The 23425-nt window shown below is 65.7% G+C and carries 20 protein-coding genes; 12 read left to right on the top strand and 8 right to left on the bottom strand.

From position 1 onward, the window contains the following. The first annotated feature begins 65 nt into the window (after positions 1-65). From CDA09_RS09920 to CDA09_RS23150, 5 genes are all read left to right on the top strand, one after another. On the top strand, positions 66-1229 hold the full coding sequence (locus CDA09_RS09920; protein WP_121428472.1) for a Fic family protein: 1164 nt from the start codon (positions 66-68) through the stop codon (positions 1227-1229). A gap of 414 nt (positions 1230-1643) precedes the next feature. Continuing rightward, on the top strand, positions 1644-2804 hold the full coding sequence (locus CDA09_RS09915) for a Fic family protein (RefSeq protein WP_121428471.1): 1161 nt from the start codon (positions 1644-1646) through the stop codon (positions 2802-2804). A 412-nt stretch (positions 2805-3216) separates the two neighbouring features. Then, positions 3217-4341, top strand: a complete 1125-nt coding sequence (locus CDA09_RS09910; RefSeq protein WP_121428470.1) for an NYN domain-containing protein — start codon at positions 3217-3219, stop codon at positions 4339-4341. 171 nt (positions 4342-4512) lie between these two features. Further along, positions 4513-5544, top strand: a complete 1032-nt coding sequence (locus CDA09_RS23155; RefSeq protein WP_128106556.1) for a hypothetical protein — start codon at positions 4513-4515, stop codon at positions 5542-5544. A gap of 2 nt (positions 5545-5546) precedes the next feature. Further along, a complete protein-coding gene (locus CDA09_RS23150) occupies positions 5547-6446 on the top strand; it encodes a hypothetical protein (protein ID WP_128106555.1) in 900 nt (299 codons plus the stop codon). Positions 6447-6671: 225 nt separating this feature from the next. On the opposite strand, the gene CDA09_RS09905 is transcribed toward CDA09_RS23150, so the two are convergent. From CDA09_RS09905 to CDA09_RS09890, 4 genes are all read right to left on the bottom strand, one after another. Continuing rightward, positions 6672-7460: an electron transfer flavoprotein subunit beta/FixA family protein gene (locus tag CDA09_RS09905; protein ID WP_121428469.1), complete on the bottom strand. Its 789-nt coding sequence runs from the start codon at positions 7458-7460 to the stop codon at positions 6672-6674. A gap of 6 nt (positions 7461-7466) precedes the next feature. Beyond that, positions 7467-7793 (bottom strand): hypothetical protein, encoded by a 327-nt coding sequence (locus CDA09_RS09900; protein WP_121428468.1) that lies wholly within the window; start codon positions 7791-7793, stop codon positions 7467-7469. Continuing rightward, positions 7768-8862: a nitronate monooxygenase gene (locus CDA09_RS09895; RefSeq protein WP_121428467.1), complete on the bottom strand. Its 1095-nt coding sequence runs from the start codon at positions 8860-8862 to the stop codon at positions 7768-7770. Before CDA09_RS09895 ends, CDA09_RS09900 begins: the two co-directional genes overlap by 26 nt. 157 nt (positions 8863-9019) lie before the next feature. Beyond that, entirely contained in the window at positions 9020-10252 is a 1233-nt protein-coding gene (locus CDA09_RS09890) for a CaiB/BaiF CoA transferase family protein (RefSeq protein WP_286164451.1), read from the bottom strand. A 277-nt stretch (positions 10253-10529) separates the two neighbouring features. Between CDA09_RS09890 and CDA09_RS09885 the strand changes: the two genes are divergently transcribed. The 5 genes from CDA09_RS09885 to CDA09_RS09865 all read left to right on the top strand — a co-directional run bounded on the left by CDA09_RS09885 (position 10530) and on the right by CDA09_RS09865 (position 16115). Beyond that, positions 10530-10838 (top strand): hypothetical protein, encoded by a 309-nt coding sequence (locus CDA09_RS09885; protein ID WP_121428465.1) that lies wholly within the window; start codon positions 10530-10532, stop codon positions 10836-10838. Positions 10839-10854: 16 nt separating this feature from the next. Beyond that, positions 10855-12369 carry a class I adenylate-forming enzyme family protein gene (locus tag CDA09_RS09880; protein WP_121428464.1) on the top strand — a complete coding sequence of 505 codons (1515 nt, stop codon included), beginning with the start codon at positions 10855-10857 and terminating at the stop codon, positions 12367-12369. Positions 12370-12377: 8 nt separating this feature from the next. Next, the gene (locus CDA09_RS09875; RefSeq protein ID WP_121428463.1) at positions 12378-13781 is read left to right on the top strand and encodes a CoA transferase; all 1404 of its coding nucleotides are present in this window, start codon (positions 12378-12380) and stop codon (positions 13779-13781) included. Then, positions 13778-15232, top strand: a complete 1455-nt coding sequence (locus CDA09_RS09870) for an amidohydrolase family protein (protein ID WP_128106554.1) — start codon at positions 13778-13780, stop codon at positions 15230-15232. Before CDA09_RS09875 ends, CDA09_RS09870 begins: the two co-directional genes overlap by 4 nt. A gap of 445 nt (positions 15233-15677) precedes the next feature. Further along, positions 15678-16115 carry an endonuclease domain-containing protein gene (locus CDA09_RS09865; RefSeq protein ID WP_121428461.1) on the top strand — a complete coding sequence of 146 codons (438 nt, stop codon included), beginning with the start codon at positions 15678-15680 and terminating at the stop codon, positions 16113-16115. A 371-nt stretch (positions 16116-16486) separates the two neighbouring features. On the opposite strand, the gene CDA09_RS09860 is transcribed toward CDA09_RS09865, so the two are convergent. The 4 genes from CDA09_RS09860 to CDA09_RS09845 form a co-directional block, all read right to left on the bottom strand. Continuing rightward, positions 16487-17518: an enoyl-CoA hydratase/isomerase family protein gene (locus CDA09_RS09860; protein ID WP_121428460.1), complete on the bottom strand. Its 1032-nt coding sequence runs from the start codon at positions 17516-17518 to the stop codon at positions 16487-16489. Between the two features lie 3 nt (positions 17519-17521). Next, positions 17522-18391, bottom strand: coding sequence for a TIGR03619 family F420-dependent LLM class oxidoreductase (locus tag CDA09_RS09855; RefSeq protein ID WP_121428459.1), 870 nt, complete (start codon positions 18389-18391; stop codon positions 17522-17524). Between the two features lie 22 nt (positions 18392-18413). Then, positions 18414-19568 carry an acyl-CoA dehydrogenase family protein gene (locus CDA09_RS09850; RefSeq protein WP_286164450.1) on the bottom strand — a complete coding sequence of 385 codons (1155 nt, stop codon included), beginning with the start codon at positions 19566-19568 and terminating at the stop codon, positions 18414-18416. Positions 19569-19652: 84 nt separating this feature from the next. Then, positions 19653-20768, bottom strand: a complete 1116-nt coding sequence (locus CDA09_RS09845; protein WP_121428458.1) for an acyl-CoA dehydrogenase family protein — start codon at positions 20766-20768, stop codon at positions 19653-19655. 286 nt (positions 20769-21054) lie between these two features. On the opposite strand from CDA09_RS09845, the gene CDA09_RS09840 reads away from it, so the two are divergent. Continuing rightward, positions 21055-22377, top strand: coding sequence for an IS1182 family transposase (locus tag CDA09_RS09840; protein WP_121428457.1), 1323 nt, complete (start codon positions 21055-21057; stop codon positions 22375-22377). A 353-nt stretch (positions 22378-22730) separates the two neighbouring features. Next, on the top strand, positions 22731-23408 hold the full coding sequence (npdG, locus tag CDA09_RS09835; protein ID WP_121428456.1) for an NADPH-dependent F420 reductase: 678 nt from the start codon (positions 22731-22733) through the stop codon (positions 23406-23408). The last annotated feature ends 17 nt before the right edge of the window (positions 23409-23425 follow it).

Here is a 23425-nt window from a genome sequence, read left to right as displayed (position 1 = left end):
TTATTTTAATTTTCACCTTATCGTAAAATAAGGCATTCGCTTGTTTTAGGTTGCGTCTTCCTGCCATGCATCGCGGACTCACCGGTACCTTTACTCCCAGCATCGCGGGCGGTCATCCCTGCCAGGCTTTCTTACCAGCCACCTTGCCGCCGGAGCCTCCGCTCGCCATCGACGGCAAGCTGCAGGCCCGCATCGATGCCGCCCTGCTGGCACTGGGCCGGCTCGATGCGATCAGCACCCTGCTGCCCGATGCGCGCCTTTTCCTGTACAGCTATGTCCGCAAGGAAGCGGTCATGTCCTCCCAGATCGAGGGCACCCAGTCCTCACTCTCCGACCTGATGCTCTTCGAGATGGAGGCCATGCCGGGTGTGCCGATGGATGACGTGCAGGAGGTCTCCTGCTATGTCAGTGCGCTGGACCTCGGCATACGCCGTCTGCGCGAAGGCTTGCCCCTCAGTCGACGGCTGATTTGTGAAGTGCACGAGACGCTGATGACTTCGGGCCGCGGGGTGCAGCGCAGCCCCGGCCAGTTCCGGCGCAATCAGGTCTGGATCGGCGGTCACCGTGCCGACGAGGCGCAGTTCGTGCCACCGCCCCCCGGTCTGCTCGACGACAGCTTCGCCAACCTCGAACGCTTCCTGAACGACGCGGACACAGCCCCGGTCATCAAGGCAGCCCTCGCCCACGTCCAGTTCGAGACCATTCACCCCTTCATGGATGGCAACGGCCGGCTTGGGCGGCTGCTGATCCCCCTTGTCCTCGTCGAGACTGGCGTGCTGCAGGAGCCCCTGCTCTACCTGTCGGTCTTCTTCAAGCGCCATCGCCAGACCTACTACGAGTTGCTCCAGCAGGTGCGCACGCATGGCGACTGGGAAGCATGGCTCCTCTTCTTCGTCGACGCCATCACGGATACGGCCACCGAGGCGGTTGCGACCGCACAGCGGCTCACCGCGCTCCACGCGCGAGACAAGGCGCGCCTGGCGGGCATGGGCCGGCTCGCCGGCTCCGCCACCCAAGTCCTGGATGCACTCTATGCCCGCCCCATCTCCAACATTCCCGCCATTACCCGTCGCACCGGCCTAACCGCTGCAACGGTCGGAAAAGCGCTGGACGCACTGGAACACCAATTCGGGATCGTGCGCGAACTCACCGGCAATCGCCGTAACCGGGTCTTTGCCTACAGCGCCTATATCGAGCTGCTCAATCAGGAACCCGGAGAGAGCTCGTAACAAGGCAGGCACATCACCGCCCCCTCCCGGACACCTGCATTTGTCCAAACCCAAGGAGCATCCCGGCCGGCTATCATAGTGTCATCGCCACTGCCGCCGGGGACTCCAAGGGATGAAGTACGAACTCCCCTCCTTCGCCGTTCTGATCGACGCCGACAACGTCAGCCAGGAATTCCGCCTCAGAGTCGACGGCAAAGCCGCGGCCGGCTAACGCAGGGGCGTTGAGGATAAATCGTGGTCTGTCTCCTATTTTCTGTGCGGCTGTTGCTGGGCGGGGTGATTCCGCTGGCCTGACCCTCGCGCGTGTGCGAAGTCCTGCCTTGAGGCGAAAACCAGGCTGAGCAGCACGCAACAGGCTCAAAACATGAGCCGAATGATGCTAGGATTCGGCTCAAGCAACCCGAATTTTCCGCCATGCTCCGCTGGATCTGGCAACACCCCGACTGGCCGCACTTTTCCTGGCAGCCCGACGCACTGGCCATCTTGTTGCGCCGGGTAACGCTCGCCCAAGGGGTGCTGCTCGGCCGCGCTCAAGGCTCCGGGCCCGAACTGCGCGCGGAATTCCCCCTCGACGCGATGCTGCAGAACATCGTCAATTCCAGCGCGATCGAGGGCGAAACGCTGAATGTGGGCTCGGTGCGCTCCAGTATTGCCCGTCGCCTCGGGCTGCCCCAGGGACACGAAACCCGCCCGGAGCCGCGCAGCGAAGGCGTCGCCCAGATCATGTGGGACGTCACCCACAACCTCGATGCCCCCCTCGACGAAGCCCGCCTGCTGCAGTGGCACGCCTGGCTGTTCGCCGGGGACGACGGCCTCCTCGGCCAAAGGGTCCGCATCGGAAGCTGGCGCGGAACCGATGTCATGCAGGTCGTCTCCGGACGCATCGACCGCCCCACCGTGCACTTCGAAGCACCGCCGCGCGACGGGCTCGAGGCCCGCATCGGCGAATTTCTCGCATGGTTCAACACCAGCCGCGACGATCCGGCGCTCGACCCGCTGCTGCGGGCGGCAATCGCCCATTTCTGGTTCGTCACCTTGCACCCCTTCGACGACGGCAACGGTCGCATCACCCGCGCCCTCACCGATCTCGCCCTTGCCCAGGGCGAACCGCGGAGCATCCGTCTCTACGCCATGTCGGTCGCCATCCTCGCCGATCGCAAGGGCTACTATGCGCAGCTCGAAACCGCCCAGAAGATGAAGGCGACGACCGGCCCGCTCGACCTCACGCCGTGGCTCGACTGGTTTCTGCGCACCCTGCTGCGCGCCATCGAGGCGGCTTCGGCACAGATCGACCTGGTGCTCGGCAAAAGCCGCTTCTGGCTGGCGCATCGCGCCGACGCGCTCAGCCTGGAGCAGATCAAGGTGCTCAACCGCCTCCTGGATGGAGAGCAGCCGAACCGGGGAGGCTGCGAGCACGGCATCAGCGCCGCGCAATATCAGGCCGTCGCCAAGGTGTCCAAGGCCACGGCAACCCGCCATCTGGCCGATCTCGTCGCGAAAGGCTGCCTCGAAAAACTCCCCGGCGGGGGCCGCTCGACGCGCTACCAGGTTCATTGGCCGGGGCAGGGCGAATAGTTGGGATTCACACTGATGACGCCTGGACTTGGGTGTTGCCCCTTGACAGGCGGCTGAGCGTTTTGACGCAGCGGTTCGGCGTGATACATCAGTTCGCCGACCACTGATCTGCCCGGCGCCATTTGGCGAGTGTAGTAGTGCTTGCACAACGTGGCTCCCTCCCCTTCAAGGGGAGGGGTGGGGTGGGGATGGGTGGACTCCGCAGCGCCTGCAAGAAACCCATCCCCATCCTGTCCGGAGGGCTGGCTTTGCACAGCCCGCCCGCTCGGTCGGCGCGAAGCGATGCTTCGCGAAACCCCGCCCTCACCCCCTTGAAAGGGAAGGAACCTACTCATCGCGGCTTGCAAACTCCGATCCTTATCCCGACCGGCTATCATTGCGTCATCGCCACTGCCGCCGGGGACTCCAAGGGATGAAGTACGAACTCCCCTCTTTCGCCGTTCTGATCGACGCCGACAACGTCAGCCAGGAATTCATCGCGCCCATCCTCGAAGAAATCACCCGACATGCACGGATCACGGTCCGCCGCATCTACGGGGACTTCACCACGTCCAATCTCGCGGCCTGGAAGACCAAGCTGGCCGAACATGCGATCCAGCCAATCCAGCAATACCGATATACCGTCGGCAAGAATGCCAGCGACAGCGCGCTGATCATCGATGCAATGGACCTGCTGCATTCGCGGCGTTTCGAAGGGTTCTGCCTGGTCAGCAGCGACAGTGACTTCACGCGCCTCGCAACCCGCATCCGCGAGGATGGACTCGTCGTCTATGGTTTCGGCGAAAAGAAGGCGCCGAAAGCCTTCGTGAATGCCTGCGACCGCTACATCTACGTCGAGAACCTGCTCAACACACGCCAACCCGATTCCCAGAACGGTATTCCCGCTCCCGAAGGCGCCACATCGATCCCGGCCGCAGCTCCCGCCATCGCCGCGCAAGCCGCCCCGGCCGACGACATCGTGCTGCCGCAAACGCCGGTCCCGGCACAGGCAACGGAACCTCCGCCAGCGCCGTCCTTCAAACCGCCGGCGCTCGCGCTCAACCTGCTGATGCGCGCCTATACCAATGTCGCAGACGAACTCGGCTGGGCGCTGCTCGGGCACGTGTCCTCGTACATCCACGCCAATCATTCCGACTTCGATCCGCGCACATACGGCTGTACCAAGTTCATCGACCTGATCCAGAAGACCGCCGCGTTCGAACTCGTCCAGCGCCCGTACAAGAACGGCCACAGCTATTTCTGCCGCCCCTCGAACGGATCGCGGCCGGCTGCGCCCGCTGCGGCCCCGAAGCCCCCTTCCCCGCAAACCTACCGCGCGGCCCTCATCCAGGCGGTCAAAGACGCCACCGCCGCGAACGGCTGGGCACTGGTCAGCAGCGTCGGGCAGAAACTCAAGGGAGCCGGCCAGCGCGTCGAAAATTCGGGTCATTCCACCTTGACCGAGGCCTTAAAGGCGACCGGGCTGTTCGAAATGCGGGGAAGCGGAGCCGCTCGTTACTTCCGCCTGAGGGCGGACGGCAAAGCCGCGGCCGGGTAATAGCGGTGGCGTTGAGGGTAAATCGTGGTCTGTCCCCTATTTTCGCGTCCCCATGGCGAAGTGCTTCGAACTTCCAGCCCGTTCGTTCGTTGAATACGTATGGTACGCTCTAAAAACATACCCCTACCGTAAAAATTAGCATTCTTTTCAATAATTACTCGGAGATTTTTTATGAATCTTGTTGTTCACAGCGTCGAATTTGACTCCGTCATTAGAAGTACTTTTATCAGTGCACAGGCTGATTACAGATTTGCATTAGAAAAACTAGTCCCCCTCATAGGACGACTTGACATACAACGCGAGGTACAGAACCCAAAATTTTACGACCGACTAGCCAAAGATATCGTGGGCGGATGCATCATGCCTTCACTGACCCTAGCGATCGTTGACGGGGATGCAGAGAGCCCAACCGCAACAGAAGATGCACGAGACCTGATTGCTAACAGAATTGACGAATTTTTTGTTCTTGACGGCATGCAGCGTCTTAATACGATAGATCGCGCATACAAACGATCACCAAAGGATTTCCCGATTGACAGACCGGTCTTTCTTAATATTTTGATTTGCCACTCAATGGACCTGCTGCTCTATAGGATGATTACGCTTAACAATGGCCAAAAGCCAATGACCGCTCGTCACCAGATTGAGATCGTCGCCTCAAATATCTATGATTTCGATGAATCAGGAATCAATATTCAAGCCGAAAAACGTACTCCAGGACAAAAGCGGAAGCGCGGCGCTTTTAAAAAAGCAGACCTAATTAAGGGATATCTAGCCTTTCTCAGCGAGAGCGTTAATGTTGACAACGACAAAATCATCCAAGAAAAAATGGATGAGCTCCTGGCTTCAAAAATCATGAACTCCGACCTTACCGTCTCGGAAACAAGCTTTGAAGATGTCATATGCCAAATAGAGCGCCTATACAACAGAGCAGAAACCCGTGATTGGATTATGGTTCAGAATAATGTAATCGGATTTTGCGCCGGATCCCGTAAATCCGCCCAAAACATTTCAGAACTCACCGACGAAGCATTGATAGAATCGCTGCAGGTATTTGAGGCCGCTTTCTCAGGAATTAACGTATCTAAGATCAAATTAGGTAATGCACGCCGAAAAGCAGTTAAGTATTTTGTTGAAAACATCAGCAGAATGTCAAACCTAGATAGCGACGAAATTCTTGACGAGATTAGTCAAGAGGTCTAGGAATGTTTTCAAATGGCTACATAAGCATCTATAATGCTATTCCATTTCGTGACGAGAGTAGGGCAAAGAGCCTTCAGTTGCATCCAAAAAGCCCCCACGCCTTGGTCTTGTTCAGGACACTATTAGGGGGCGTAAGGATTGAACTCAAAGGAGGACCAAGCGCGTCGCAGGAGCGCAACTTCTTTGTTCTAGGATCTCCTCTCAGGCAAGGATTCTCGCTCGGCCCAGATGTCTTGCGCGCTTTTCCTGGATTGGGAATGCAGGACAGAAATGGAAATTTCCTGTCCTACACAATCGCCTGCTCTTTAGACAAGTTTTTTCACGCAGCGGGAACCAATAAAGGTTTCTTTGAAGTTCTTTTAAACGAAATCGCGAGATCTCTTGTTGCCTCCAAAGAGGGCAACGACCTCTCTGGTTTCGTGTATGTTTATCGCGCACTTGAGCATATGAGCTATGCGCTTCCATTTTTTCATGCCCGTCATTCAACTAATTACGTAAAAGCATTCAATGATCTTCGAGCTCTAATTTCATCAGGGGACGGAGAGTTAAAGTTTTGCGATAAATTCATAGGACATATTTTTGAAAAAGATTTGGTAATTTCAAAACATAGATATATACTGAATTTTGATCCTATTTATCGCGTTCCATTTGAAAAATACATTAGAGGCACTCATTCGAAACACGGCACGGTGACACCAGCGGGAGTGGAGATTGAGTTCAATAAAGCGTTTGGGTTTCTCGTCGACGTCCGGAATAAATTTTTCCACCACCTTTCCGGAAGCAATCAGAGTGCCTCATCGAAAGAAATTGTGGATGCTGACGCCTTCTTTAGACCAATTAATGAAATTGCATGGTCCATCATAGCTCTGGTACTTGGAAAAATGACAGCAGCAGAGATATAGGGTATGTGCGGTGCTGACGGTTTGAGGTTTGGCGATCCAAGTAACCTGCTCTGGGTCCACCATCGGCATCAACAACAGCGGCGCGACACTTCGCTTCTAACCTTGCCCTTTCAAGTGATTACCGGCCCCTTGCGCAACAGCACAGGGGCTCGGTAAGAGACGTTAACGCAGAGAGCCGGAGCAGTCACAGTACGCCGGGGCCTTCACTTCGACTGCGTCTCGTCCCTACGCCGCCCGAATTTTCTCCATCAACTCCCGCGCAATCTCCGCCGCCGACCCGGTCAGAAACTGACAGTTCCCCTGCACCTTCGGCACATACTGCCGCAGCATCACCACTGCTGGCTGAAGGTCCTGCGCGGTGAGGCCCAACGCGGCGGGGTCGAGTTCGACGGGACTCATCTTCCGCGCCGCCATCTTCGCCTTCGCAGTGGGGAAGCGCGGCGTCCCCAGTTCGTTGCTGACGGTGACGACGGCGGGGAGCGGGCCGCGGACGGTTTCGTCGCCGTCGGCGGTGGCGCGGATCACCGTGACGCTGTTGCCGTCGACCTCGACCGCGCGCGCCAGGGTGGCGGAGGCGAAGCCGAGCTTTTCGGCGAGGAGCAGCGGGACGATGCCCTGGTCGTCGTCCGAGGCCTGGCGGCCGCACAGGACGAGGTCGGCTCCGCCGGTGTGCTTCACGTAGGCGGCGAGGATGTTGGCGACGGCCTGGCCGTCGAGCGCGGCGCTGCCGGGGTCGATGGCGACGATTTCGTCGGCGCCGAGGGCGGCGCAGTATTTCAGCAGGTCCTTGCGGTCCTGGCCGATGGTGACGGCGGTGATGGTGCAGGCGACGCCCTGGTCGCGGATGCGCAGCGCGGCTTCCATCGCCTGTTCGTCATAGCCGTTGATGAGGCGCGGGATGGCGGCGACGTCGGGGGTGCAGCCGTCGGCGCCGATCCTGAGGTTACCGGCGAGCGCGTAGTTGTTGACCGCGGCCGGATCGAGCACTTCCTTCACGCATACGACGATTCGCATGGCGCGTCACTCCTGTTCGGGTTGGCTGGGGCCGGCGGGGTCGACCGCGCCGGTGAGGTCGAGGCTGTCCGCGTCGCACCACACGGCGTCGTGCGCGAAGCCTTCGGGTTTGCGTGTGAGGCGCGCGAGCAGGTACCAGCGCCAGGGATAGGGGCCGAAGTCGCGGTAGGCGCCGGTGAGCGTGCCGGTGAATTCCTGGCGGCCGGCGAATTTTGTGCCGCCGATGGGGCGGCCGCCGTCACAGTCGGCGACGCGGCCGCTCACCGCCGGATCGAAACCGGGGCGAAATCCCTTGTCAGCCAAGGGCTCAGGCTGCGAAGCGGTCGAAGACATCGAGGGCCTCCTCAACGATATCCGACAGGATCTGGCGCGCGGGCTTCATCTCGGTGACGTAATGGATGCCCTGCCCGGCGGCCTCGGTCATGAGGTCCTTGCGCTGGTAGTCGAGCGAGCCCTGGATGTAGTTCGACGACAGGATCATCTGCAGCGGCGGCTTGAGCACGTCCGGCGCGGCGTCGCTGCCCCATTCGTTGTGCCAGGGGCTGCGCGTGGTGCGCATGGTGTAGCCGGAGATGCAGTTGGAGTAAACGGTGTCGTCGGTCTCGGCCTCGATGAGGCGCTCCTTGAGCGGGAGATTGACGTCCGATTCGCGCGACGCGAGCCACAGCGAGCCGGTCCACACGCCGTCCGCACCGAGCGCGAGCGCCGCGGCGAGGTGGCGCCCGGTGGTGACGCCGCCAGCGGCGATGACCGGCACGCCGGTGCCGCGCGCGGCATCGACGACCTGCGGCACGATGGAGAAGGTGCCGATGTTGCCAGTGTGACCGGCCGCGTCGTAGCCCTGCGCAATGATGACGTCGCTGCCGGCGGCGAGCTGCTTCTTCGCCTGCGTGGGCTTGCCGACCAGGCCCCACACCTGCATGCCGAGTTCATGCGCGCGCTTGAGCAGGAAGGCGGGCGAGCCGAGGCCGGAGGCGAACACCGGCACGCGCTCGTCGAAGATGACTTCGAGTTGGTCGAGCGCGCGCTTCTGGTCGAGGCCGCCCCAGTGGTGGATGTCCGGCGCGACCTTGGGATCGGGCACGTCGTACTTGCGCTTGATCGCCTGCTCGAACTCGCGGTGCTCGGGCGGGATCATCGCGAGCAGTTCGTCGACCGTCTTTTCCTCCGGCACCGAGGACGGCAGCACGAGGTCGATACCGAAGGGCTTACCGCCGATGCGGTCGCGGATCCACTTGATGTCCGCGGCGATCTGGTCGGGGGTGTGCAGCGCCTCGCCCAGCACCGCGAAGCCGCCCGCGTTGATGACGGCGACGGCGACGTCCTTGCAGTGGGTGAAGGCGACGACCGGATACTCGATGCCGAGCTTGTCGCAGAGGGGGGTGTGCAGCGGGTTGCTCATCTTGGCTCCTTCGGGAATGGGCGCTGACCGGTTGCGGGTCTCGATTTCATTCTATTGAGGGGGCTTGGCCCGGGCGGGCGGGATTGGTATCGAATGTGGCCGCGGGGATATCCGGAATTGACAGGGCCCGCGGCCGGCCCGTGAGGACTCAGGGGACTCACCCGAAGGCCTTCTCCTGCGCGAGCGCGTCGATCGTCGCGGCGTCGTAGCCGAGCACTTCGCGCAATACTGTCTCGCGGTGCTCGCCCACGGTGGGCGCGCGGGACGGGGTCGGCAACTCCTCACCCACGAACTGCACCGGGAAGCCGAGCATGTCGGCGCCGTGCGTCTCGTGCGGGATGAGCTTGAAGCGCGCCTTGAACTGCGGGTCGTCGACGATGTTCTGCGCGGTGTTGACCGGCGCGATCGGGGTATTCGCCTCGACGCCGAAGGCGAGCCACTGTTCGGTGGTACGCGTCCTGAAGATGTCGCGCAGGATGGCCTGCAGCTCGCGGTTGCCGCGCGCGTGGTCGGCGTACTTCGAACCCGGCCACTTGTCGAAGAGATCCATGCGGCCGACGCCGGCGCAGAAGTTCTTCCAGAAGGCCTGCTCGGAGGCCATGAACAGCACGTGGCCGTCGGCCGATTCGTAGAGCTGGTAGCGCACGCCCTCCTTCATGCCGGCGGTGGCGACCGGGCGGCGCACCCAGTTGTCGGACTTGTTGCCGGTGACGACGTCCTCTGGCCGCGCGTAGGCCATGTGGCTTTCGCTGCGATACCAGTCGAAGGCGGCGGCGGCGTCGCTCTGCGCGAGTTCCATGAAGCAGCCTTCGCCGCTCTCGCGCGCACGGATCACGGCCGCGAGCACGGCGAGGCCCCCGAACAGCGGCGCGGCGTTGATGCCGATGCCGACGTGCTCGGGGATGTGGCAGAAACCTTCGTCGTCATAGGCGGGTTTCACGATGCCGGCCCAGGTGTCGTAGGCGATGCCGTGCGAGGGCATGTCCTTGTAGGGGCCGCTCATGCCGTAGCCGGAGACGGTGATGAAGACGATCTTCGGGTTGATCTGGCGCAGTTCCTCGTAGCCGAGGCCGTATTTCGCCAGCGCGCCCGGCCTGGACGCCTCGATGACGACGTCGGCATCGCGCACGAGGTCACGGTAGATGCGGCGCGCGGCTTCCGTCTTGAGGTCGAGCGCGATGCTCTTCTTGCCGCGGTTGAGGTGGTAGTGCATCAGCGACACCCCTTCGATGACCGGCCAGGTCATCTCGCGGATGTAGTCGCCGGCGGGGGTTTCGACCTTGATGATCTCGGCGCCCAGGTCGCCCAGGGCGGTGGTGATGGCGGCGGGGCCGAGGATCGAGCTTTCGACGATGCGCAGGCTGGCAAGCGGCGGCGTGGGCGTGTTCATGATGGGCATTCACCTCGTGATCCGGAGCGGCTTTCCGGGGATGGCAAAGAAAGGGCGAAGCGAACCGAGCCGTGGCGGATCGGCCGTTGCAGTCACGATAGGGAATTGCCGAAAGGCGGTTTTCGGGCTTGCGTTTCTGATCGGGACATCGGCATTGCAATTCGGGCCACTCAATTGTTTACGCGAAATCCATCGCCCAGAATCGCAGCACGATCAATGCGATGCGGTGCCCAGCCCGGCGTTCCGGGCGGACGTCGCGAAATCCGAAGGAGCTTCGATGAAAACCCTGAAAGCCGGAACGCGCCTGAAGAGCGCCGCGTGCGATACGGAAGTGATGGTGATCCGCGCCCGCCCCGAGCCCGTGCTGCTGTGCTGCGGCGGTATCGAGATGATCGCGATGGACGGCCAGAAGGCGGCCGCCGAGCCGGACGCGGCCTTCGCCAACGGAACCCTGGTCGGCAAGCGCTACGTCGATGAAGGCGACGCCACCGAGCTGCTGTGCACGAAGGGCGGCAAGGGCAGCCTGTCGATCGGCGGCGCGCCGCTCGCCGTCAAAGAGGCGAAGGCGCTGCCCTCGTCGGACTGAAACTCGGACTGAACCCATGAACATCGTCATGGCCCTGGAGATGGCGGCCGAATGCCATCCCGATCGCGTCGCCGTCACCTCCGGCGCGACAAGTCTCACCTACGGCGCCCTGCTGAGCGCGGCGCGCACGGCCGGCGCGCAGATGCGCGACAGCGGCTGCCGCCATGTCGGCCTGCTCGACATCAACAGCCTGGCGGCACCCGTGGCGATCTTCGCCGCGGCCTATGCCGGCGTGCCCTACGTGCCGATGAACTACCGCCTGACGCGGCCGGAGCTGGAGGGGCTGCTCGCGCGCATCGAGCCGGCCTTCCTGATCGCCGCGCCGGCTTACGTCGACGGGCTGACCATGCCCGCGGGCAATCGCGTCGTAAGCAGCGAGGACTTCCTTGCGCTGGCACAGGGCGCACCGGACCCCGTCACGGAGGCGCCCGGCGCGCCCTCGGACGTCGCGGTGCAGCTCTTCACCAGCGGCACCACCGGCGCCCCGAAGGCGGCGGTGCTGCGCCATGAGAACCTGATGAGCTACATCCTCGGCACCGTCGACTTCGCCGGCGCCGACGAGGCCGATGCCGCGCTCGTGGCGGTGCCGCCCTACCACATCGCCGGCATCTCGGCGGTGTTGAGCTCGACCTATGCGTGCCGGCGCATGGTGCAGTTGCCCAACTTCGACGGCGCGGCATGGCTGGAGCTGTGCCGCAGGGAAGCCGTCACCAATGCCTTCGTCGTGCCGACGATGCTCTCGCGCGTGATCGAGCATCTGGATGCGAGCGGCGAATCGGGCGCGCTCCCGGCGATGCAGGCGATCGCCTACGGCGGCGGCAAGATGCCCCCGCAGGTGATCGAGAAGGCGATGGCGGTGTGGCCCGCGGTCGACTTCACGAACGCCTACGGCCTGACCGAGACGAGTTCGACGATCTGCCTGCTGGGGCCGGACGACCATCACCTCGCCTTCACCAGCAACGATCCCGAGATCCGCCGCCGCCTGCATTCGGTGGGCAAGCCGATCGGCACGGTGGAGCTCGCGATCCGGGGCGCGGACGGCCAAGCGCTGCTCCCCGGCGAGATCGGCGACGTGTATGTGCGCGGCGGCCAGGTGTCGGGGGAATACCTCGGCGTCGGCAGCCTGCTCGATGCGGAAGGCTGGTTCCCGACGCGCGACCGCGGCTGCGTGGACGCCTACGGCTTCCTGTATCTCGACGGCCGCGCCGACGACGTGATCGTGCGCGGAGGCGAGAACATCTCGCCGGGCGAGATCGAGGACGTGCTGCGCCTGCACCCGGCGGTGTCGGACGTCGCCGTCGTCGCGATGGCCGACGAGCAATGGGGCGAGGCGGTGGCCGCGGTGGTCGTGCCGCGCTCCGGCGCCGCGCCTGGCACCGCCGAGCTTCAGGACTGGGTGCGGCAACGGCTGCGCTCGTCGCGCGTGCCCGTGGCCATCCGCTTTCGCGAGGAACTGCCCTACAACGAGATGGGCAAGGTGCTGCGGCGCATGCTGAAGGACGACTTCCGCGACGCAACCCAAGCGGCCTGAGCGCACTCATGGATCCCGCCCACCCACTCGCCGGCCTGCGCGTCGCCCTGGGCGGGCGCGGCCATGCGAGCGATTACGCGCGCCGCCTGCTCGGATCATTGGGCGCCGAGCTCGCGCCGGAGCGCGACGGCGAGGCCGACGAGCATCCGGCGCTGGGGTGGCGTCGCAGCGGCCTGATGGCGCTCACCGGGCGCGCCCGACGCGCACCGCAGATGTGCCCGCTGCCGCTGGCCTCCTGCGCCGACGGCGCCCTGGCGGCGCTTGCCGGGCTCGGGCCGGGTCTCCATGTCGAGGCCGGCGGCGGTGCGGCCTTGCTGGGCGTGCGCGCGCAGATCGCCGGCCTGACGCGCCAGGGCGCCGTGTCTCCGGGCGGAACGTGCCGGCTGCTCCCTTGCGGCGACGGCCACATCGCGGTCAATCTCGCCCGGCCCGACGACTGGACGATGCTGCCGGCCTGGCTGGAGGCGGATTGCGGCACCGATTGGGCCACGGTCGCGCAACGGGTGGCGGAACTGCCCGCGGCGCAGCTCGTAGAGCGCGCGCGCCTGCTCGGCCTGGCGGTCGCGGTCTCGGCACCGCCGTCGCCCGCCCAGTGGCTGGAACTTAGCGGCACCGGCACCGCGGCCTCGCCTCGAAAGGCGCTTGGCAACGCGTGCGGCCCCCTGGTCATCGACCTGTCCTCGCTGTGGGCCGGCCCCTTGTGCGGCCAGCTGCTGCGACAGCTCGGCGCGACGGTGATCAAGGTCGAGTCGCAGGCGCGGCCCGACGGCGCCCGTCGCGGCCCGAAAGCCTTCTTCGATCTGCTCAACGCCGGCAAGGCGAGCGTGCAGCTCGACCTCGCCTCGCCCGCCGGACGCGCGCAGCTCGCGCGTCTCATCGACCACGGGGACATCGTGATCGAAGCCTCGCGCCCGCGCGCGCTGCGCCAGATGGGCATCGACGCCGAGGCGTGGCTTGCCGCGCGCGCCGGCCGCAGCTGGGTCAGCATCACCGGCCACGGTCGCGCAGAACCCCAGGCCGGCTGGATCGCGTTCGGCGACGATGCGGGCGTGGGCGCGGGTCTCTCCGAGCTGATGTATCGCGCCACTGGCGAGCGGCTGATCTGCGGCGACGCGATCGGCGATCCGCTGACCGGTCTGCACGCCGCGCTGGCCGCTTGGGCGAGCTGGCGCGCGGGCGGCGGCCACCTCCTCGCCCTGTCGCTCGACGGCGTGTTGCGCCACTGCGCGAACTTCGCCCTGCCCGCCGGCGACGACCTGCTGCGCGAGCGCCACGCCCGCTGGACACGGGTCGCGAAGACGCGCCGCCCGCTCGCTCCGGCCCCCCTGCCCTTTGCGATGGACGCAGCGGCCCGACCGCTCGGCGCCGACACCGCCGCCGTGTTCTCCACGTGGCTGCGGCGGGCCGCATGAGTCACGCGGCCTCGGGTTCCCTGCTGATCCGCGCGGCGGAACTCCTCTCCGGCGCGCGCGCCGACGTGCGCATGCGCGGCGGGCGGATCGAGCGCATCGCCACGCATCTGCCGGCGCACGACGGCGAAGCGGTGATCGAGGCCCACGGCCGGGCCCTGTGCGTCGGGCTGCATGACCACCACCTGCACCTGATGGCCCACGCGGCGTCGCTGGAGTCGCTGCCCTGCGGCAGCCCGGTGGTCGGCTGCGTCGGCGGCTTTGCCGACCTGCTGCGCATGCGCGCGCGCCTGGAGGACCCCGCAGCGCCCGGCTGGATCCGCGGCATCGGCTACCACGAAGGCGTCGGCGGCCCGATCGACCGGCGCTGGCTCGATGCGGTGGCCCCGCAGGTGCCCGTCCGCATACAGCATCGCACCGGCCGGCTGTGGATCCTCAACACCTGCGCGCTGCGCCGGCTCGGCGTGGAAGAAGACGAGCGCGGCACACCGCTCGAACGCTGCGGCGGCCGCCTGACCGGGCGCCTCTTCGACGGCGACGACTGGCTGAGGTCGCGCCTCGCCGGCAACTACCCCTCGCTCGCTCGCACCAGCGAGGCGCTCGCCCGTATCGGCGTCACGGGTGTCACCGACGCGGGCGCAAGCAACGGACGCGGTGAGTTCGCGCATTTCGTCGCCGAACGGCGCAGCGGGCGCCTAAAGCAGGACGTGCAGGCGATGGGCAACGGCGAGCTCGACGGCCTGGCGGATGCGCCCGGCGTGCGGGTCGGCCCGACCAAGCTCTATCTGCGCGACGCGGATCTCCCGCCCTTCGAGGCCTTCTGCGACGCGATCGTCCGCAGTCACGCGGCCGGACGTCCGGTCGCGATCCATGGCGTGACCCGCGCCGAACTGTTCTTCGCCGCCGCCGCGCTACGGCAGGCCGCCCCCCTGGACGGCGACCGCATCGAGCACGCGTCAGTCGCCCCGCCCGAGTCCCTCGCCCTCCTGCGCGAATTGGGCGTCATTGTGGTGACGCAGCCGCATTTCATCCTCGAACGGGGCGACCGCTACCTTGAGGAAGTCGAGCCTGACGATCAGTCGTGGCTCTATCGCGGCCGCGGTTTTACCGACGCCGGCATTCCGCTCGCCGCCGGCAGCGACGCGCCGTATGGCGATCTCAATCCGTGGCTCGCGATGTCCGCTGCGACCCGCCGCCGCACGCGCGGGGGTGCGGTTCTAGGGGGCGACGAGGCCCTGACGCCCGCCGAAGCCCTCGCACTGTTCTGCAGCCCCGCGCATGCGCCGGGCGGGGCCCCCCGCCAGGTCGAGGTCGGCGTGCCCGCCGATCTGTGCCTGCTCGACCGGCCCTGGGAAACCGCGTTGAATGATCTCGCGACGGTCGGGGTGGAGGCGACGATCAAGGAGGGGCTGGTGATCTGGGGGCGCAATGAGTGGAGAGGTGCGCACTACTGATTTGGGGTGGTAGGAGTCCGCGGCTTCAGCACGGAAGGCACCCCATCCCCATCCTGTCCTTCCCCTTGAAGGGGAAGGAACCGCCTAATCGGGCCCACAATGCCCCGCACCGCACCGCACCGCACCGATGATAGCCGTCAGAAAAGCCTATTGGCATAATTACAGAGTAAGAAACTCCAGAGTCCCGTTCCGAGCCAAGAAACTCCCCAAGCGTAGCGGTTTGCTTTCAACCGGACACGGCGATTACGGGTAACAGCTCCCACGTTGGGCCTTCGCAAGGCGCAATGAGCAGGTCCCTTCCCCTTCAAGGAGGCGAGGGCGGGGTTTCGCGAAGCATAGCTTCGCGCCGCGCGAGCGGGTCGGCTGTGCAAAGCCGACCCCGGAACGGACAGGATGGGGATGGGTTACCGACTATCACGAAGGATCACAAAGAATCACCAACACCATGCACGGCCAGACAAATCCCACGAGCAAGCGCTTCGCAAACCGCCTGCGCAAGACCATGACCGATGCCGAACGGAAGCTCTGGCAGCATTTGCGCGGCGAGCAACTGGGCGTGAAATTTCGCCGGCAACATCCCTTTCAGGGCTACATCCTCGATTTCGTCTGTCTCGAACAACTGCTGGTTATCGAAGTGGATGGGTCCCAGCACGCAGATGCGGTCGTTCGGGACGCCGAACGAACCGATGCTCTCGAGAGCGCGGGATTTCGCGTGATGCGATTCTGGAACAACGAGGTGTTGACGCAAACGGAATCCGTGGTTGCGTGTATTGCTAGCGAATTGAACCCATCCCCATCCTGTCCGGAGGGCTGGCTTTGCACAGCCAGCCCGCTCGGTCGGCGCGAAGCGGTGCTTCGCGAAACCCCGCCCTCGCCCCCTTGAAGGGGAAGGAACCTGCTCATTGCGCCTTGCGAAGACCAAACGCCGGAAGGCAATGACGCCATGCAATCGCCGTATCCGGTTAAGAGCACACCACTATGCTTGAACGCTTCTTGACTCAGCATGGACCTCGGGAGTCCCACTTTGTGCAGTTCTACCATTCAGGTATCTCGACAGCCGCCGCTGGTGCAGAGTCACGCGAGCGCGATCAGACGGTCCCTTCCCCTTCAAGGGGAAGGGCAGGATGGGGATGGGTTCCTACGGTCACAAAGGACCACAAAAACCACCAACACGATGCACGGCCAGATAAATCCCACGATCAAGCACTTCGCAATCCGCCTGCGGAAGACCATGACCAATGCTGAACGGTCGGCCTAATCGACAATCTCATCCACCAACCTCCACGCCAGCGCCGTCGCCGCGTTGATCCGCCGCCCGGACAGCACGAGCCACGCAGTACGTTGTCGCCCGATCCGGCGCGGCAGGCTCACGCAGCCGCCGGCGCCCGGAATCAGCCCGAAGCGCAGTTCCGGCAACTGGATGAAGGTGTTGCGCGCGGCGCGGATGTGGGCGGCAAATGCCGGCAGTTCGATACCGGAGCCGATGCAGGCGCTGTGCAGGTGCGCCGTGACGCGCGACGCGCAGCGGATCAGCTCCGCCGCAGGCAGCCGCAGGCTGCGCACCGCATGGGCGGAAGCCGGGTCGGGCGCGGTGCCGAACTCGCGCAGGTCGCCGCCGCTGCTGAAACACGCGCCGGCGCCGGACAGATGCACTTCGCGGAGGGAGTCGTCGGTGGCCGCGAATTGCAGCGCCTCGACCAGCGCGTCGCGCATCTCGACGGAGATGGGATTGCGGCTTCGCGGGCGATTGAGCGTGATGTCGAGCCGGGCGCCGTCGCGCGCGAGCAGCACGGGCGGACCGTCCTCGACGGGCGCGGGCTCCGGCCGGGGCGGATTCGCTTTCGACCACGCTGCGAATTCGGGGCCCGCCTGCAGCGTCGCATAGGCGAGCGATTCGACCACCAGGGCCTGCGCCGCCGGCATCCCTTGCGTCGCGCGCAGCACCTGCACCAAGGTCATCGCCGCAATGGGCGCCGCGCGGATATTCGCGGCGAGCTCATCGAGTTCCGCTGTACTGGAGACCAACACGTCACAGGCATCGACGAGTGCGTCGGCGACGGGCGGCTCGTCCCGGCGATCACCGTCGAGCAAACCAATGACAGGACAGGGCTGGCGTGCGAGCCATGCGGCCAGTCGCCCCCGCTCCGCCTCCGGCGCGGCGGGCGTCACCCGGACGACGAGGTAGGGCTGTTCATCGAACGGTCCGGCCGCAGCCCCCCCGACCGAGGCGAGCGCGAGCGCGCCGAGTTCGTCCGGGGTGAGGATACGGTGGCCGTCGCCCGACATCGCTCAGTCCATCTTCGCGATGACCTCGTCGCCGAAACGCCGGATCGCGTCGAGCTGGCCCTGCAGGTCCGTCGGGTCGCTGCGCACGTCCCACGGCAGCACGCCGGCATCGGTGACGCCGACCTCCGCGAGGCGCTTGAAATCATCCACGTTACGCGCGGCGAAATCGATGCCGTGGAACTGGAAGTCGCGCCCGGGCGTGCCGAACTCCGCGCGGTAGGCATTGAGCTCGGCGATCAGGTCCTTCAGCGTCGGCAGGTCGGTGTTGGCCGACACCCAGCCGTCGCCGAGGCGCGCCGCACGCCGCAGCGCGGGCTTGCTGTGGCCGCCGATCAGGATCGGCACGGGCTGCTCGGGCACCGGGCGCATGCGCAGCGGGCCGAAGTCGTGATGCTTGCCGTGGAACTCGAAGAAATCGCCGCTCATCGCGCCGCGCAGGACGGCGATGCATTCGTCCATCAGCTCGCCGCGACGCTCGAAGTCGGCGCCGTTGTAGATGAAGTCCTCCTTCCACGGACTCAGGCCCGCGCCGAGCGCGACACGGCCGCCCGACATCACGGCGAGCGAACTCAGCAGCTTGGCGAGGATCAACGGCTGGCGCACCGCGACCTTCAGCACTCCGGGGTAGAAGCGGATGCGCGAGGTCACGGCCGCCATCATCGACATCGCGACGAAGGGCTCGATGAAGTCCGAATGCTCCAGATACTGCCGGATCGCGCTCGTCTCGGCGTAGGGGTAGTCGGATTCGGTCAGGCGCGGGAAGAACAGGCTGTCGGGGATCGAGAGCCAGCTCCAGCCGGCGGCTTCCGCGGCCTGGGCGATCGCCGTGTAGTTGCGGTAATTGCTGAAGCCGAGTTGCAGCACGAAACGCATCGGAATGTCTCCTCGGAGCGCGTCAGCGCGGCATCGCCAGCGCGCGCTCGGCGATGATGTTGAGCTGGATCTCGTTGGTGCCGGCGTAGATCGTGTCGGCGCGCGAGAAGAAGAAGACCTGCTGCAGGCGGCGCACCGCATCGTCGTCCGAGCGTACGTCGCCGGCCGCGCCGAGCACGTCCATCGCGAGCTGGCCGAGGTCGCGGTGCCAGTTCGACCACGCGTACTTGTAGATCAGCGATTCGGGGCGGACGCTGCCGCTGTTGCCGACGAGCATGCGCAGCGCGTTGTGGCGCAGCGCCCGCAGGCCGATCCACGCGTCCGCGATGCGCTCACGGATGGCCGGGTCATGGGCCTGGCCGGTGGCGATCGCCACGTCGACGACGAGCTGCATCTCGTGCACGAAATGCATCTGCTGGCCCAGCGTCGAGGCACCGCGCTCGAAGCCCAGCAAGGCCATCGCCACGCGCCACCCCTCGCCGGGCTTGCCGACGATGCAGCCCGCGTCGGTGGCAGCACCGTCGAAGAACACCGCATTGAATTCGGCCTCGCCGGTCATCTGGCGGATCGGCTGGATCTCGATGCCCGGCTGGTCCAAGGGCATCAGCAGGAAGGTGAGCCCCTCGCGCCCGACCGAACCGGGCGTGCTGCGTGCGATCACGAAGATCCAGTCCGATTCGTGCGCGAGCGAGGTCCATACCTTCTGTCCCTGCACGCGCCAGACGTCACCGTCCTGCCAGCAGCGGGTGGTGATCGCGGCGAGGTCTGAGCCGGCGCCGGGCTCGGAGTAGCCCTGGCACCAGAACTCCCGCCCCTCGCGGATGCCCGGCAGAAAGCGGCGTTGCTGTTCCGGCGTGCCCAGTTCGATAAGCGTCGGCGCGAGCAGCGTCTCGCCGATGTGCCCCATGCGGCCCGGACCGCCGGCGCGCACGTATTCCTCATGGAAGGCGAGTTGAAGTTCCAGCGGCAGGCCACGTCCGCCGTGCTCCTGCGGCCACGCCGCCCCCACCCAGCCGCCCTCGGCGAGCTTGCGCTCCCAGGCCTTGCGCAAGGCGGGGAAGGCTTCCTCGTCGCCCGGTCCGCCGCGGTGGCGCAGGCACGCGAATTCGCCCTTGAGTTCGCGGGCGAGCCAGCCGGCGACCTCGGCGCGGAATTGTGTTTCGGTCATGACGTCCATCAGGCCTCCCGTAGGGCCGCCCCAAGGGTGGCCTGCGCCCCCTCGGGGGGCAACGAACACAGTGAGTGTGGGGGTCGTTTCATCTCAGGCAAGGTCCAGAAGTTGGCTGGCGACGCGCTCGCGCCAGCGGCTGGCAGCGCCGAGCCACTGGCTGCCCCATTGCGCGCGCTTGAAATGCAATTGGGGGTCGTATTCCCAGGTGAAGCCGACGCCGCCATGCAGCTGCACGGCCTCCTGCGCGCAGTAGCGGTAGGCCTCCGACGCCAGCACGCGGGCGACCGCCACCTCGCAGGCCAGTTCATCGGCATCGCGCAAACCGGCAGCCGCCGCGGCGACGCCGCGCACCGCCGAGCGCGCGGTTTCGAGGCGCACCATCATTTCGGCGCAGCGGTGCTTCACCGCCTGGAAGCCGGCCACCGGGCGACCGAACTGCACGCGCTCCTTCGTGTAGGCGACGGTCATGTCGAGGCAGGCCGCCGCCCCGCCGACCTGCTCGGCGGCAAGCTGCAGCGCCGCGAGCGCGACGGTGCGCGCGAGCCCTGTATCCAGCGCGCCCGATGCATCGACGCGGGCCTCGGCCGGCAAGCGGACTTCGCCGAAGCGCCAGTGGCATTGCGGCCGGGTGAGGTCCCACACGTCGAGCGGCGTGCGTTCCACCCCTGCCGCCGTAGCCGGGACGTGGAACAGGCCGACGCCATCCCCGGTGCGCGCGGCGACGAAGGCCATCGCCGCATCGCCGCCGTCGAGCACCTGCGCGGACTCGCCGTTCATTACCCAGCCCGCGCCGTCACGGTGGCATTCGACCGTCAGCGCCCCCGGTGCCCACACTAGGCCCGGCGCGAGGATCAGCGTCGCTGCCGTCTCGCCGCTCGCGAGTTCCGGCAGGAAGCGTTCGCGGGCCGCCGCATCGCCCGCCTGGAGCAAGGCGGTCTGCGCGAGCACCACGCTGGTGAAGAAGGGCGCGCGGATCAGCCGGCGTCCCATCTCCTCCATCAGCAGCGCAAGCTCGACCGCACCCATGCCGAGTCCGCCGAATTCTTCCGGCACCTGCACCGCCGGCCACCCCAGTTCGGCGATCCGCCGCCACAGGCCGGCATCCTCCTCGGGCGGCTTGCGGGCGTTGGCGAATTCGGCGACGAAGGCGGCCGTGGTGTCCTGCAGCGCGACCTGCTCGTCCGATAACAACAGCGCGTTTTCCATTGGCTTTTCCGTGACTCGCCTCGTGGATCTTGATGGGGCGATTCTCTCGGCGGGGAGTGAGGGACACATCATCCAATGGGACTATTGGCACGCGGGCCGCACCGGACAACTTATTCCTTCCCCTTCAAGGGGGGCGAAGCCGGGGTTTCGCGAAGCACTGCTTCGCGCCGGCTGAGCGGGCCGGCTGTGCAAAGCCGGCACTGGGCGGCTAGGAGTCTGCGCGGCAGAAGCCAAGCATCAATGAGGTAAGCGCTCCCGGGCGTGTCGGGGCCGGTAGACTGTCGAGATGACGAGCTATCTGCCCTATTGCCCGCAGCAGCAGATGCTGCTGCCCCAGGCGCTGCAGGAGTGGCTACCCGAAGGCCACCTGGCGTACTTCATTAGCGACGCGGTCGACGGATTGGACCTGAGCGCGTTCCACGCCCGGTATGCCGGGGGCGGACCGCGCAACCAGCCGTTTCATCCGGCCATGATGGTCAAGGTGCTGCTGTATGCGTACGCCACGGGCGTGTTCAGCTCGCGCAAGATCGCGCGCAAGCTGCACGAGGATGTGGCGTTCCGGGTGCTGGCGGCAGGCAACTTCCCGGCCCACCGCACGCTCAGCGACTTTCGCGCTGTCCACTTGAAGGAGCTGAGCGAGTTGTTCGTGCAGGTGGTGCGACTGGCTCGCGAGATGGGGCTGGTGAAGCTCGGGACGGTGGCCATCGACGGCACCAAGGTCAAGGCGAACGCCAGCCGCCACAAGGCGATGAGTTACGGCCACATGGTGAAGGCGGAGGCCGAATTGAAACGGCAGATCGAGGCGCTGCTCAATCGGGCCAAGGCCGCCGACGACGCCGAGAGGAACGAGCCCGAGCTGGATGTGCCGGCCGAGATCGCGCGGCGCGAGGCGCGGCTGACGGCGATTGCCGAAGCCCGGGCGCGGCTCGAGCAGCGCCAGCGCGAGGCCGATCAGGCGCGCGGGCGCAGCGACGATGACGACCGCCGTCCGCGCGGCGGTGACGGCAAACCGAAGGGTGGGCGCTACAAGCGCGACTTCGGGGTGCCCGAGGACAAGGCACAGGAGAACTTCACGGATCCAGACAGCCGCATCATGAAGCGCGCCGGCGGCGGGTTCGATCCGGGCTACAACGCCCAGACGGCGGTCGACGAGACCGCCCACATCATCGTGGCGGCCGAACTGACCAACAACGCCAGCGACGCCGGGCTACTGCCGGGGATGTTGCAGGTCGTGCGCGACACCCTCGCGCAGCGCCCGCGCCAGGCGCTGGCCGACACCGGCTACCGCTCGGAGCAGACGTTCCGGGAGCTCGACGGCTGCGGGACCGAACTGGTGGTGGCGCTGGGCCGGGAAGGCAAGCGCCGACTCGGTTTCGACCGTGAACGCAATCCGCACACCGCGCAGATGGCCGACAAGCTCGACAGCGAGGCGGGCAAGACGGCCTACCGAAAACGGAAATGGATCGCCGAACCGCCCAACGGCTGGATCAAGAACGTGTTGGGATTCCGGCAGTTCAGCCTGCGGGGCCTGGAGCGCGTCAAAGCGGAGTGGAAGCTCGTCTGTATGGCGCTGAACCTGCGCAGGATGAGCACATTGAGGACGGCATGACGGGAAAGGGGCGCAAACCTGTCCCCCTTCCCATCCGGCACGGGCGCGGCGCCGTCGCAAAGCAACTCAACCACGGCCGCAGTCTCTTTCCGCACCTCTCGCTTCGCCGATCCTTCTGCTAAAACCCACTCTCTGGAGTTCTGCCGCGCAGACTCCTAGGAGGGGGATGGGTTTCGGCGACGTCTGCTAAACCCATCCCCACCCCAACCCTCCCCTTGAAGGGGAGGGAGTGAACAACCCCGGCCGCTGGCCGGATTTGAATCTCGCCCCGTCCTTCCGATCATTCAAAAGAACGATGCAGCCCCTTCCCGCCGGCTGATAGCTTTGGCCCCACATCGAACAGGGGCTCAGACATGACGAACGGGACAGGACCCATCATCGGGGTGATCGGCGGCACGGGACATCTGGGCGCGGCGCTGGCGCGGCGCTGGGCGAAGCACGGCCACACGGTCGTGATCGGCTCGCGCGATGCCGGCAAGGCCCGGGCGGCCGCGGAGGCGCTGGGGGCAGAGTTCAAATGCGAGATCGCCTCAGGCACCAATCGCGACGCCGCGAGCCGGGCGGACATCGTCGTCGTGACGGTCCCCTTCGCATCGCAGGCCGCCGTGCTCGACGAGATCCGCCCGGTCGTCGCCGGCAAGATCGTCGTCGACACGACGGTGCCGCTCGTTCCCCCTAAGGTCATGCGCGTCCAGCTGCCGCCCGAAGGTTGCGCGGCGCTGCGCGCGCAGGCCTTGCTCGGCGACGGCGTGCGCGTGGTGTCGGCCTTCCACAACGTCGCGGCGCACAAGCTCGCGACCGACGTCGAGGTCGAGTGCGACGTACTGGTCTTCGGCGACGACAAGGACGCGCGCGAGACGATCCGCCAACTCGCGGACGACGCCGGCCTGCGCGGACTGCACGCCGGCGCGCTGGCGAATTCCGCCGCGGCGGAAGCGCTCTCGTCGATCCTGATCTTCATGAACCGCAACTACGCGGTGGACGGCGCCGGCATCCGCATCACCGGCGAGCTCGCCGCGGTCGCCGGCTAGCCACGATCATGATTGCG

It is taken from the genome of Azoarcus sp. DN11, from assembly GCF_003628555.1.
In the GTDB taxonomy this organism is placed as follows: domain Bacteria; phylum Pseudomonadota; class Gammaproteobacteria; order Burkholderiales; family Rhodocyclaceae; genus Aromatoleum.
This window is presented reverse-complemented; position numbering and strand designations above follow the sequence as displayed.

What these genes read in the sequence shown, in the direction of transcription:
- CDA09_RS09860 (WP_121428460.1), bottom strand. Translation starts at nt 17,518, where the DNA reads ATGTCGGGCGACGGCCACCGTATCCTCACCCCGGACGAACTCGGCGCG.
- CDA09_RS09840 (WP_121428457.1), top strand. Translation starts at nt 21,055, where the DNA reads ATGACGAGCTATCTGCCCTATTGCCCGCAGCAGCAGATGCTGCTGCCC.
- CDA09_RS09885 (WP_121428465.1), top strand. Translation starts at nt 10,530, where the DNA reads ATGAAAACCCTGAAAGCCGGAACGCGCCTGAAGAGCGCCGCGTGCGAT.
- CDA09_RS09855 (WP_121428459.1), bottom strand. Translation starts at nt 18,391, where the DNA reads ATGCGTTTCGTGCTGCAACTCGGCTTCAGCAATTACCGCAACTACACG.
- CDA09_RS09920 (WP_121428472.1), top strand. Translation starts at nt 66, where the DNA reads ATGCATCGCGGACTCACCGGTACCTTTACTCCCAGCATCGCGGGCGGT.
- CDA09_RS09910 (WP_121428470.1), top strand. Translation starts at nt 3,217, where the DNA reads ATGAAGTACGAACTCCCCTCTTTCGCCGTTCTGATCGACGCCGACAAC.
- CDA09_RS09875 (WP_121428463.1), top strand. Translation starts at nt 12,378, where the DNA reads ATGGATCCCGCCCACCCACTCGCCGGCCTGCGCGTCGCCCTGGGCGGG.
- CDA09_RS09905 (WP_121428469.1), bottom strand. Translation starts at nt 7,460, where the DNA reads ATGCGAATCGTCGTATGCGTGAAGGAAGTGCTCGATCCGGCCGCGGTC.
- npdG (WP_121428456.1), top strand. Translation starts at nt 22,731, where the DNA reads ATGACGAACGGGACAGGACCCATCATCGGGGTGATCGGCGGCACGGGA.
- CDA09_RS09915 (WP_121428471.1), top strand. Translation starts at nt 1,644, where the DNA reads ATGCTCCGCTGGATCTGGCAACACCCCGACTGGCCGCACTTTTCCTGG.
- CDA09_RS09870 (WP_128106554.1), top strand. Translation starts at nt 13,778, where the DNA reads ATGAGTCACGCGGCCTCGGGTTCCCTGCTGATCCGCGCGGCGGAACTC.
- CDA09_RS09850 (WP_286164450.1), bottom strand. Translation starts at nt 19,568, where the DNA reads ATGGACGTCATGACCGAAACACAATTCCGCGCCGAGGTCGCCGGCTGG.
- CDA09_RS09865 (WP_121428461.1), top strand. Translation starts at nt 15,678, where the DNA reads ATGCACGGCCAGACAAATCCCACGAGCAAGCGCTTCGCAAACCGCCTG.
- CDA09_RS09845 (WP_121428458.1), bottom strand. Translation starts at nt 20,768, where the DNA reads ATGGAAAACGCGCTGTTGTTATCGGACGAGCAGGTCGCGCTGCAGGAC.
- CDA09_RS23150 (WP_128106555.1), top strand. Translation starts at nt 5,547, where the DNA reads ATGTTTTCAAATGGCTACATAAGCATCTATAATGCTATTCCATTTCGT.
- CDA09_RS09880 (WP_121428464.1), top strand. Translation starts at nt 10,855, where the DNA reads ATGAACATCGTCATGGCCCTGGAGATGGCGGCCGAATGCCATCCCGAT.
- CDA09_RS09895 (WP_121428467.1), bottom strand. Translation starts at nt 8,862, where the DNA reads ATGAGCAACCCGCTGCACACCCCCCTCTGCGACAAGCTCGGCATCGAG.
- CDA09_RS09890 (WP_286164451.1), bottom strand. Translation starts at nt 10,252, where the DNA reads ATGAACACGCCCACGCCGCCGCTTGCCAGCCTGCGCATCGTCGAAAGC.
- CDA09_RS09900 (WP_121428468.1), bottom strand. Translation starts at nt 7,793, where the DNA reads ATGTCTTCGACCGCTTCGCAGCCTGAGCCCTTGGCTGACAAGGGATTT.
- CDA09_RS23155 (WP_128106556.1), top strand. Translation starts at nt 4,513, where the DNA reads ATGAATCTTGTTGTTCACAGCGTCGAATTTGACTCCGTCATTAGAAGT.